A 10,776-nucleotide genomic window follows, 5' to 3' on the forward strand; every position below is an offset into this window, starting at 1 on the left:
GAAATCAAAGTCCTACACTCATTCTTCCATTCGGCACTGCGTATAGATGATGAAATATCAGATTCTAGATCAATTACAACAGCATAAAGCTCGACTCATCGACTCGGTCGAGTTAGGTTCGGGCATGCAGTTGGCCATGTGGCAAAACAACCAAGACCGCGTCAGTGTTTGCAGTAACCACCATACCCTTAGCATGTACATTCAAGGGGGATATCACAGTTATCAAAAAACAGCACAAGGTTGGCATAATGGCGGTGGGCCAGATCATATGTGCCTGATGCCACAAGATTTTGAGTCAACTTGGGATTTGCGTGACCCCCTGACTTTTGTGCATCTTTATTACACTGAGCAACATCTACAACGCGTCGCCGAACAGGTGTGGGATCGTGAGCCGAGCCAAATTATTTTAAATCCACAAAGTTTCGTGGCCGACCCACAGATTGCTATGATCTACCGACACTTTTTACTCAATGGGGCTTGGCAGAACCGTGAAAATCATTTGCAGATGAGTACTGCCACGACACTTCTGCTCAATCATTTGATTAAAAATTATAGCCATACCGAGTGGCAAGCCCCTGAAGTCAAAGGCGGGCTGTCTCCATATAGCCTGAAACAGTTATTAGAATGGATTGATCAACATATTCAGCAAAGCTTGACCTTGTCAGATTTGGCCGAGCAAACGCAGCTCAGTGAGTACCATTTTGCCCATATGTTTAAGCAATCCATGCAAATGCCGCCACACCAATATGTGATGCAACGTCGACTTGAACTGGCACACCAAGCTCTACAGCAGACGACTGCCAATATGACGGAGATTTCAGAACAGTATGGATTTAGCTCCAGCAGCCATTTTAGTCATCGCTTTAAAAAGCACTTTGGCTACTCTCCATCCCAAATGCGGAAAAATTAGAACCCTTCGATAGGATAAAGCGCAGATTTGAAGCTGGGCAACAGCAAGATTTGTCTAAATTTCAATCTTTTTGTGTTTTTAGTAGTTCAGTTAGCCTATATTTAAATAACAATCAGAGTTCGGCATTAAATTTATGTATGTTATATGAGACACGGAAACGTCATCCACAACCTACGTGGTTTTTATAAGATATTTTTTTTGCGAAATAATGAATAGATTCCAAGAATTAAAACAGGTTTTGTGGATGACAATGGTTTTGCTTACTTTTCCCGAAAGAAAAGTAGGTCGAACCGAAGGTTAATCCTGCTATATGAATTAAAACGGTAAGACTCCGATATAATTATTCTTTTATTTGTAATATGTTAGATAAAAATCATCGAACTCAGGTTAATATAAAAATAGTGATTATTTATGATGCAAAGTATGTGGTTGCCCTGAGATTTGAAAAGAGCTTAAAACAAAAAAAGAAGATAAAGCTTAAGCCTGATCTTCTTTTTGACCGTACATCCAAGTCGCTGCAATATATACACAAAAGCCCGCAGCCATCACTAAACCTGTCAACATGTTCGATGTCCTATAGTTTGATAAGTGCATTATGCGAAAGTTTTATGACAAATTTATGACAATATTGTCATATTTTAAATGTTAGTATTTTTTCAATATATTCAAAATCTTAATATAAAAATTATACCTATTGATTCACTTTTAGCATGAAATATTTCATTCAACTTAGGCAATTTTGTCATATTTACAACCTTATATGACCTCACTTTCTCGTCAATTTTGTTCAACTATTAAACTTTCGCCCAAAGGCTGCGTAAAACATCCACAACCTCGACATTTTGTCTTATAATTTAGCCCGCTAGCTATCAGCCCGCTCAAGAGATATTTGTATGACCACTATTATCAAGCAAGATGATTTGATCACATCGGTCAAAGACGCGCTTCAGTTCATTTCTTACTATCACCCACAAGACTTTATCCAAGCGATGAGCCGTGCGTATGATCGTGAAGAGAACAAAGCTGCGAAGGATGCGATCGCGCAAATCTTAATTAACTCGCGTATGTGCGCAGAGGGCCACCGCCCAATCTGTCAAGATACAGGTATCGTCAACGTATTCGTTGAAGTGGGTATGGATGTTAAATTTGATTTAACCATGAGCTTAGACGATGCAATCAACGAAGGCGTACGTCAAGGTTACTTAGAAAACTCAAATGTACTGCGTGCTTCTGTATTGGCTGACCCAGCTTTTGGTCGTAAAAATACCAAAGACAACACCCCTGCTGTGATCTATCACAAACTTGTTCCAGGCAACAAAGTGGATATTACTGTTGCAGCAAAAGGTGGTGGTTCAGAAAACAAATCTAAACTGGCTATGCTCAACCCATCAGACTCAATCGTGGATTGGGTACTAAAAACTGTTCCAACCATGGGTGCAGGTTGGTGTCCACCAGGCATGTTGGGTATTGGTATTGGTGGTACTGCTGAAAAAGCCATGATGCTTGCAAAAGAATCGCTCATGGAAGAAATCAACATGGACGAATTACTTCGTCGCGGCCCTGCAAATAAAATCGAAGAACTTCGTATGGAAATCTTCGAAAAAGTAAACGCACTCGGCATTGGCGCGCAAGGTCTAGGTGGCTTAACCACAGTTCTAGACATTAAAATTAAAGATTACCCATGTCACGCTGCGGGCAAACCAGTCGGTATGATTCCAAACTGTGCAGCGACTCGTCACGCACACTTCCAACTTGATGGTACAGGTGTTGCACACATTCAAGCACCAAAACTGGAAGACTACCCATCTGTCACTTGGGATTCATCAACTTCTAAACGTGTTGACCTCGACACCATTACTCAAGAAGAAATGAACGCTTGGCAACCAGGCGACACCTTACTTCTGAACGGTACCATTTATACGGGTCGTGATGCTGCACACAAACGCATGGTCGACATGTTGAACAATGGTGAAGAGCTTCCTGTCGACTTAAAAGGTAAATTCATTTACTACGTTGGCCCTGTAGATCCAGTCGGTGATGAAGTGGTTGGTCCTGCCGGCCCAACAACAGCAACACGTATGGACAAGTTCACACGTCAAGTACTTGAAGCAACCGGTATGTTCGGCATGATCGGTAAAGCAGACCGTGGTCCTGCTGCTGTTGAAGCAATCAAAGACAACAAAGCGACTTACTTGATGGCAGTGGGTGGCGCAGCTTACCTTGTGTCTAAAGCGATTCGTGAAGCTGAAGTGGTTGCTTTTGCTGACTTAGGCATGGAAGCGATTTACAAATTTGTAGTGAAAGACATGCCTGTATCGGTAGCAGTTGATGTGAATGGTACCTCTATTCACGCAACAGCACCAAAAATTTGGCAAGCCAAAATTGGTAAAATTCCAGTAGTCGATGCTGTAGCTGGCTAAAACTTAAGTTTTACTTTTTTAAATACCCTTAACATGCTAAGGTCATGTTAAGGGTATTTTTTTACCTATTTTTATAGACTTAATCAAAAGATATAGACCAACAATGAAAAAATTAAATCACATGCTTTACGGTATTACCTTATGTGTCCTCAGCACAGCTTCTTTTGCAAAACCCGCGACCGAAGCATCGGTAGAAAAGGCGCTCAAACTCGGCGATATTAAAGGCACTTTAGCGCAGTCTCAGCAAGAGATGCGCCCTGTCTATGACCAACAAGCCGAAGAAATTATTAAGAATATTTTTAAAACATCTACACTTAATCCTGAACAACAAAAAGCAGCCAAGCAAATCGCTGAAATCACCGCATCGTTTAGCAGCAAATTGATTTCAGATCCAAAATTTATGCAAATGCTAAAAGATGTCTACATGCAGACCTTTACCGAAGAGGAAGTGTTGGCCAACATTCAGTTTCTCGAAACACCTCTAGGCCAGTCTATCAATAAAAAAAGCAGTAAAATGATGAGCGAAATCATGCGCAATAGCATCGCCATGTCTGCGGAAATGATGCAAGATCCTGCTATTCAGCAGGAAATGAATCGTCAAATTGAAAAGACCCTTACACCATTATTTGATCAAGCCAAAAAAGCAAAATAGTTTACTTACCAGGTTAAAGGATTCCACAGCTTAAACGGCTTCATCAGTTGAACATCTTCATTTGGGTCATATTTTGCAGGTTTAAGTTTTTGCGCTTTCTTTCGTAACTCACCCGTGTGTTGATCTTCAGCTACAAAGTTATAACTGTTGGACTTTAACTGGGTAAATGCAATTTCCTGAATCGCAATTTTTTCAGGGATAACCGCCAAAGGCCCTGCAACCTCTCGTCGGGTAGCCAAGTTCTCTTCATCATACTTGATGAAATAAGACTGCCCCGCTTCTACACTAAAATCGAGATATTTTGGCTTTTGGAAATGATTAATGCCCAAAGGCCTACTGCTCGATAAACGATAAGTTCCCGCGGGCAATTCGACCCAATAGTAATGATTGTTAAGCAGGCTTGGAATACGTTCTTTATTGATAAATAAGCTCGAAGCCACAATTTCTTGACGATTCCATTTTGAATCTGGACGGTATAGATAGACGATCGCTGCTTGTTCATGTTGAGGTTGAACACGCTGAAAACGCTGTCCTAATTTTTGATTGACCCAACCACCTACGCTAAACACCCCAATACGATACTGCTCAATCATGCTAGGGTCGTGATCAAAATCGACCTCATGACTGAGGGTTGATGTTAATTCAGGTTGCTCCACTGCAACTTTCCCATGACAACCCAATAAAATTAAACTGCTTAAAAGCGTAATCGTCATTGCACGCATGACTATTCCTCACGGCATATTTTTTATTTTGATACTGAATTTTTAGTTTTAATCTAGGCATCCCAGCCTATGATGCAGAGTAACATTCCCTCTTTTTTTTGAATACAAAAAAACGTGTGAAAATACTCGATTTTCACACGTTTCAGATGAATAACAACTTAAGCGGACTTTGAGTTAATCACTTTTAAATCAACTTTAGCTGTATCTTTCTGTTCGATTCTTGGTAAACGCTCTGGCTTAAATAATGGCGCAGCTGTACCGTTAATCACGTCTTCATTCACCACAACCGTGCCAACATCGGTACGACTTGGTAAATCATACATGGTTTCAAGCAGCGTATTTTCCAAAATAGAACGTAAGCCACGTGCACCCGTATTGCGGTCTAAGGCTTTTTTCGCCACAGCGCGTAGTGCTGAGTCTTCAAAAACCAGATCAACATTTTCCATATCAAACAAATGTTGATATTGACGTGTCAGTGCATTCTTCGGTTCAGTCAGAATTTGCATCAAAGCTTCTTCGTCTAACTCTTCCAAAGTCGCAATTACAGGTAAACGACCAATAAACTCTGGAATCAGACCAAATTTCACCAAATCGGTTGCTTCAACTTGACGGAACAAATCAGACAATTTCTTGCCTTCATCTTTCTTCTTCACTTCAGCAGTGAAGCCGATGCCGCCTTTTTCTTGACGCTGTTGTACGATTTTCTCAAGACCTGAGAATGCTCCACCACAGATGAACAAGATATTTGAAGTATCAATTTGAATAAATTCTTGCTGCGGATGCTTACGACCCCCTTGAGGTGGAATAGAGGCAACCGTACCTTCGATCATTTTCAGTAAAGCTTGTTGTACGCCTTCACCCGACACATCACGCGTGATCGACGGATTTTCAGACTTACGGGTAATCTTGTCGATTTCGTCGATGTAGATAATACCTTTTTGCGCTTTTTCTACATCGTAGTCTGCTTTTTGTAGAAGCTTTTGCACGATATTTTCAACATCTTCACCGACATAGCCTGCTTCGGTAAGTGTCGTTGCATCAGCCATAGCAAAAGGAACATCGAGCAGACGTGCCATCGTTTGCGCAAGTAAAGTTTTACCCGAACCTGTTGGCCCTACCAATAAGATATTACTTTTCGCAATTTCAACAGCCTCATCGTGCTTATGCCCACCATGTGTCGCTTTAAGGCGTTTATAGTGGTTATAGACAGCAACAGACAAGGTTTTCTTTGCCACATCTTGACCAATAACATATTGATCTAATGCCGCACGAATTTCGTGAGGTTTAGGCAATGGTTTTGCAGCCCAGTCACCCGACTCAACTTGTTGACTGGTTTGCACCAAGTCTAAGCATACGTCCACACATTCATTACAGATGTACGCGTCCTCGCCTGCAATCAGTTTCCCGACCTCAGACTGCGTTTTACCGCAAAATGAACAATGCTTTTGTCCTTGAGGATGTTCGGACATATTCACTCCAATTCTAAACTTTTAAAACTTATGGACGTTTAGATAACACTTCGTCCACGAGACCATATTCTTTTGCAGCTTGTGCTGTCATAAAGTTGTCACGGTCAGTATCACGTGCCACAGTCTCAAAGTCTTGACCACTGTGCTCTGCCATTAAACGGTTTAAACGCTCTTTAATAAACAGAATTTCACGTGCATGAATTTCAATATCAGATGCCTGACCACGGAAACCGCCTAACGGTTGGTGGATCATAACACGTGCATTTTCAAGGCAATAACGTTTACCTTTCGCACCAGCATTCAACAAGAATGCACCCATTGATGCTGCTTGACCCATACAATAAGTCACAACGTCTGGCTTAATGAATTGCATGGTATCGTAAATCGCCATACCTGCAGTCACTGAACCACCTGGTGAGTTGATGTAAAGGTGAATGTCTTTATCTGGGTTTTCCGCTTCTAAAAACAACATTTGCGCGACAATCAAATTTGCCATGTTATCTTCAACTTCACCAGTCAAGAAGATGACACGCTCACGTAACAAACGTGAATAGATGTCAAATGAACGCTCACCACGAGATGACTGTTCTACAACCATTGGAACTAAAGCATTTTCGATAGTTGGAATATACATACGTTTATTTATTCCTAAATTTTTTGTTACTCAACTCATAGTCACAATATGAGGGATAATTGCTGAAAATGCAAAATATTCCCAAGTAAATAACAGATATTTTTTGCATAAGCTTTGTGAACACAAGAGCTTTTACAAACCTAAATCACAATAAAAAAGGCGCTCAAAGCGCCTTTTTTACTTTAGCTAAACTTAGCCTTGTTGACGAGCTTGTTGCTCTTTCAATAAGTCTTCGTAGCTTACAGCAGTATCCGTTACTTTAGCAGATGCCAAAATGTGATCAACCACTTGGTCTTCCAACACAACAGCTTCGATTTGCGAACGTTGTTGTTTGTCATTTTTGAAGTATTCGATCACTTCAGCTGGATCTTCGTAAGAAGAAGCCATGTCTTCGATGTAAGCATCAACACGTGCTTGATCTACTTCAATTTTAGCATCAGCTAAAACCTTGCTTACCAGTACGCCTAATTTTACAGATTTTTCAGCTTGTTCTTTGAACAATTCATCTGGAAGCATGCTTGAGTCAAATGCTTTCGCACCTTGAGCACCAAACTGCTGTGTGAACTGTTGAATCATTTGTTGACGTTGACGGTCAACTTCTTGAGCAACCATAGATGCTGGAAGTTCAACTTCGTTTGCAGCAACAAGCGCATCAAAAGTAGCACCCTTCACTTGGTTACGTAGACCATTTTTCACTTCACGTTCCATGTTTTTACGAACGTCAGCTTTTAATTTTTCAACGCCTTCTTCTTCAGTTAGACCAAAAATTTGAAGGAATTCAGCATCAACTTCAGGAAGTTTTTGCTTTTCAACAAGCTTCACAGTGATTTTGAATTGTGCAGCTTTGCCTGCAAGGTTTTCAGCTTGGTAGTCTTCAGGGAAAGTAACATCAATCACTTTCTCTTCGCCTTTCTTCATACCAACGATGCCGTCTTCGAAGCCAGGAATCATACGACCTGAACCTAAAACAAGTTTAAAGTCTTCAGCAGAACCGCCTTCAAACTTCTCACCATCTACAGAACCTTCAAAGTCAAAAGTGACTTGCATGTCTTTTTTAGCCATGCCTTTTGTTTCAGTCCAAGAAGCACGTTGCTTTTGAAGGTTTTCAATCATCTGGTCAACGTCTTTGTCGTTCACTTCAGATGCTTTACGTTCAACTTCTAAACCAGCAAATTTAACTTCAACTTCTGGATAAACTTCAACAGTCGCTTCATATACAAGCGCGTCGTCTTTTAATTCAGATTTTTCAATGTTTGGCATACCAACAGCATTGATTTTTTCTTGTTGGATTGCTTCGAATACCGTGTCACGAATGATGTCGCTTACGACTTCTTGGTAGATACCCGCGCCATATTCACGACGAACAACATTTACTGGCACTTTACCTGGACGGAAGCCGTTGATCTTCACAGTTTTAGCAGTGCGTTTTAAGCGAGCTTCGAACTGCTCGTTAACACGGCTCGTCGGTACAGATACATTTAAACGACGGGTAACACCCGAAACCGCTTCAGAAGTTACTTGCATGGCTTCCTCAATATTTTGGTAATAACAATTTTAAAAAGTGCCACATTATATGACAACATTGAACGATATACAAAACACCTGATTGAAACCATATATTTTTTAATTCTTTTAGCAGTTTTTTATTTTCCCCTCATCTCCACATTCCCACCAAATTAAGTACAAAGTATTATATTTTTTATAGTTTTTGTTGCAAATGATAAATACTACTATTAAGATTTGCACCATAATTGAACATTTTTTCTTTTTTTTCTCGTCCGTCATTGGAACTCTAGTTATGAGTAAGTTTAATCTACACCCTCTTTCACTGGCATTGCTCGGGGCAATAGCCACTCCTGTTTTTGCAGAAACAACAACTGAAGATTCATCCACCCACCAGCTTTCCACCATTGTGGTTTCAGCTGCTGGCTTTGAACAAGATATTAAAAATGCACCTGCTTCTATTAGTGTCGTGACTAAAGAAGATATAGAAAAGAAAAATGCGACTAACATTGCCGACCTATTGGCTGATGTGCCGGGTATTGACGTTCGTTCTGGTGTGGGAAAAACATCAGGATTGAATATCAAAATGCGTGGCCTAGGCAATGACTATAGCCTGATTTTAATTGATGGTCGCCGCCAAACCACCTCATCAGATGTTACTCCAAACGGCTTTGGCGAAACATCAAATGGTTTTTTACCACCTTTAGCCTCTATTGAACGTATTGAAGTCATCCGCGGACCAATGGCAACACGCTATGGTTCCGAAGCGATGGGTGGTGTGATTAACATCATTACCAAAAAAATAAGTAATGAATGGAATGGTAACGTCACTGTCAGTGGCAATGTCATGGAAAGTAATGCTGAAGCTGACTTATGGAAAACCAGTTTTGTCTTGAATGGCCCAATCATGCATGATCGTTTAGGCTTACAACTCCGCGGGAGTTATTTAGATCGTCAACGTTCAGAACGCATTGTGGCGGGTTCAACCTCTCGCGACCCACGTCCAAGCAAAGCTGAAAACTATGATATCGGTGGAAAATTACAATTTACATTAGATGATAAAAACTCTTTCTGGGTTGATGGTTTTACTTCAAACCAAACCTATGACAACTCTGACCAGCGATTAGGTAACTTTTTTAGCCGTGGTGGCATTGCAGGCTATGAAGATGAGTTAGAGTTCAATCGTGTGCAAATCTCAGCAGGACACGATGGTAACTACGATTTTGGTCAATGGAAAACGTACATTAGTCAAAATAAAACTGAGACCAAAGGTCGTACTATTCCAACTGATGCCTTCCCTACTTTAGCAGGCCTACCACGCACCTTAGAAAATACAGATTTAGTTTTTGATTCACATTTGGTTGCTCCAATTGCGAACCATAAACTCACTGTGGGTACAGAATATAAAGATGTCACTATTGCTGACGATATTGCAGGTATGGGCAAAGAATTTACCCAAGATACATGGTCAGTCTATGCAGAAGATGAATGGAGTTTATTAGATAACTTACATTTCACTTTCGGTGGTCGTTATGAAGATCATTCAGGATTTGGTGGTCACTTTAGTCCACGTGCATACCTAGTATGGAATACAACGGATGCTTTAACGCTTAAAGGTGGTGTAAGTACAGGTTATAAAACACCATCAGCCAAGGACTTATACAACGGTATTATTGGCTATAGCGGTCAAGGTACAACACCAAGCCTTGGTAATCCGGACTTAAAACCAGAGACATCTGTTAACTACGAACTCGGTTTAAACTATCAACCTACAGATACTTTAGACTTTAATGCTACTGCATTTTTTAATGTCGTCGAAGACAAGATTGTGTCTAGGAATTTTTCATGTGCAACCAATGATTGCTCAAACTTCAATAGCAATGTGACTTCTTATAGCAAAAGTTTCAATGCCGATGAAGCAGAAATTTATGGCTTAGAAACATCGCTTAAATATCAAATCATTCCCGAATGGGATGTCAAAGCGGCCTATACTTTTACCGAATCTGAAATCACTAAAGGTGCAAATAAAGGTTATGCGCTTGAGTCAACGGCTAAACACTTATTTAACCTAACATCGACTTGGCATATTAATGATCGCCTTGATGTCTGGTTACAACACGAATATCAGTCAGGACGTCCTCGCTATCTAGCAACACCAACTGGTGGAGAAATTAGTATTGAACGACATACAGACAATAAATTTTCTGCTTACAACCTATTCAATTTAGGGACAAGCTATCAATTAAATCATCATGTCCGCATCAATGCCGCTGTAAATAATCTATTAGATAAAGACTTTACCGAGTATATGGATTATGTAGATACCAACGGCAATGTTCAGCAAGCCTATAAATATTTATCTATTGGCAGAAGCTCTGAAGGAACCTATTTACCTGGTCGTAACTACTGGCTATCCATTTCTTATGATTTCTAATGATACTTAGTATCATGTAAAAAACCTGCTTC

The 10,776-nt window shown here is 40.4% G+C and carries 8 protein-coding genes; 4 read left to right on the top strand and 4 right to left on the bottom strand.

Annotation, left to right across the window (positions count from 1 at the left end; translation table 11 throughout):
• Positions 1 to 49 precede the first annotated feature (49 nt).
• The 3 genes from DPG01_RS14250 to DPG01_RS14260 all read left to right on the top strand — a co-directional run bounded on the left by DPG01_RS14250 (position 50) and on the right by DPG01_RS14260 (position 3,982).
• On the top strand, positions 50 to 910 hold the full coding sequence (locus DPG01_RS14250; RefSeq protein ID WP_110975548.1) for an AraC family transcriptional regulator: 861 nt from the start codon (positions 50 to 52) through the stop codon (positions 908 to 910).
• Positions 911 to 1,803: 893 nt separating this feature from the next.
• The gene (locus tag DPG01_RS14255) at positions 1,804 to 3,330 is read left to right on the top strand and encodes a fumarate hydratase (RefSeq protein WP_110975543.1); all 1,527 of its coding nucleotides are present in this window, start codon (positions 1,804 to 1,806) and stop codon (positions 3,328 to 3,330) included.
• A 103-nt stretch (positions 3,331 to 3,433) separates the two neighbouring features.
• Complete coding sequence (locus tag DPG01_RS14260) at positions 3,434 to 3,982, top strand: DUF2059 domain-containing protein (protein WP_110975544.1); 549 nt, start codon at positions 3,434 to 3,436, stop codon at positions 3,980 to 3,982.
• A 5-nt stretch (positions 3,983 to 3,987) separates the two neighbouring features.
• Here DPG01_RS14260 and DPG01_RS14265 read toward each other — a convergent pair whose 3' ends face one another.
• The 4 genes from DPG01_RS14265 to tig all read right to left on the bottom strand — a co-directional run bounded on the left by DPG01_RS14265 (position 3,988) and on the right by tig (position 8,331).
• Positions 3,988 to 4,704, bottom strand: coding sequence for a DUF2846 domain-containing protein (locus DPG01_RS14265; RefSeq protein ID WP_086209935.1), 717 nt, complete (start codon positions 4,702 to 4,704; stop codon positions 3,988 to 3,990).
• A 158-nt stretch (positions 4,705 to 4,862) separates the two neighbouring features.
• Positions 4,863 to 6,173 carry an ATP-dependent protease ATP-binding subunit ClpX gene (gene clpX / locus DPG01_RS14270; protein WP_110975545.1) on the bottom strand — a complete coding sequence of 437 codons (1,311 nt, stop codon included), beginning with the start codon at positions 6,171 to 6,173 and terminating at the stop codon, positions 4,863 to 4,865.
• Positions 6,174 to 6,201: 28 nt separating this feature from the next.
• The gene (gene clpP / locus DPG01_RS14275) at positions 6,202 to 6,807 is read right to left on the bottom strand and encodes an ATP-dependent Clp endopeptidase proteolytic subunit ClpP (RefSeq protein ID WP_086209937.1); all 606 of its coding nucleotides are present in this window, start codon (positions 6,805 to 6,807) and stop codon (positions 6,202 to 6,204) included.
• A gap of 192 nt (positions 6,808 to 6,999) precedes the next feature.
• Entirely contained in the window at positions 7,000 to 8,331 is a 1,332-nt protein-coding gene (gene tig / locus DPG01_RS14280; RefSeq protein ID WP_086209938.1) for a trigger factor, read from the bottom strand.
• A 274-nt stretch (positions 8,332 to 8,605) separates the two neighbouring features.
• Here tig and DPG01_RS14285 point away from each other — a divergent pair, with 274 nt between their 5' ends.
• Positions 8,606 to 10,744 (top strand): TonB-dependent receptor domain-containing protein, encoded by a 2,139-nt coding sequence (locus tag DPG01_RS14285; protein WP_110975546.1) that lies wholly within the window; start codon positions 8,606 to 8,608, stop codon positions 10,742 to 10,744.
• The last annotated feature ends 32 nt before the right edge of the window (positions 10,745 to 10,776 follow it).

Source organism: Acinetobacter sp. WCHAc060042 (genome assembly GCF_003231195.1).
Taxonomy (GTDB): domain Bacteria; phylum Pseudomonadota; class Gammaproteobacteria; order Pseudomonadales; family Moraxellaceae; genus Acinetobacter.

Excerpts from the sequence above, each read along its gene's own strand:
- DPG01_RS14250 (WP_110975548.1), top strand. The coding sequence starts at position 50 with ATGAAATATCAGATTCTAGATCAATTACAACAGCATAAAGCTCGACTC.
- DPG01_RS14255 (WP_110975543.1), top strand. The coding sequence starts at position 1,804 with ATGACCACTATTATCAAGCAAGATGATTTGATCACATCGGTCAAAGAC.
- DPG01_RS14260 (WP_110975544.1), top strand. The coding sequence starts at position 3,434 with ATGAAAAAATTAAATCACATGCTTTACGGTATTACCTTATGTGTCCTC.
- DPG01_RS14265 (WP_086209935.1), bottom strand. The coding sequence starts at position 4,704 with ATGCGTGCAATGACGATTACGCTTTTAAGCAGTTTAATTTTATTGGGT.
- clpX (WP_110975545.1), bottom strand. The coding sequence starts at position 6,173 with ATGTCCGAACATCCTCAAGGACAAAAGCATTGTTCATTTTGCGGTAAA.
- clpP (WP_086209937.1), bottom strand. The coding sequence starts at position 6,807 with ATGTATATTCCAACTATCGAAAATGCTTTAGTTCCAATGGTTGTAGAA.
- tig (WP_086209938.1), bottom strand. The coding sequence starts at position 8,331 with ATGCAAGTAACTTCTGAAGCGGTTTCGGGTGTTACCCGTCGTTTAAAT.
- DPG01_RS14285 (WP_110975546.1), top strand. The coding sequence starts at position 8,606 with ATGAGTAAGTTTAATCTACACCCTCTTTCACTGGCATTGCTCGGGGCA.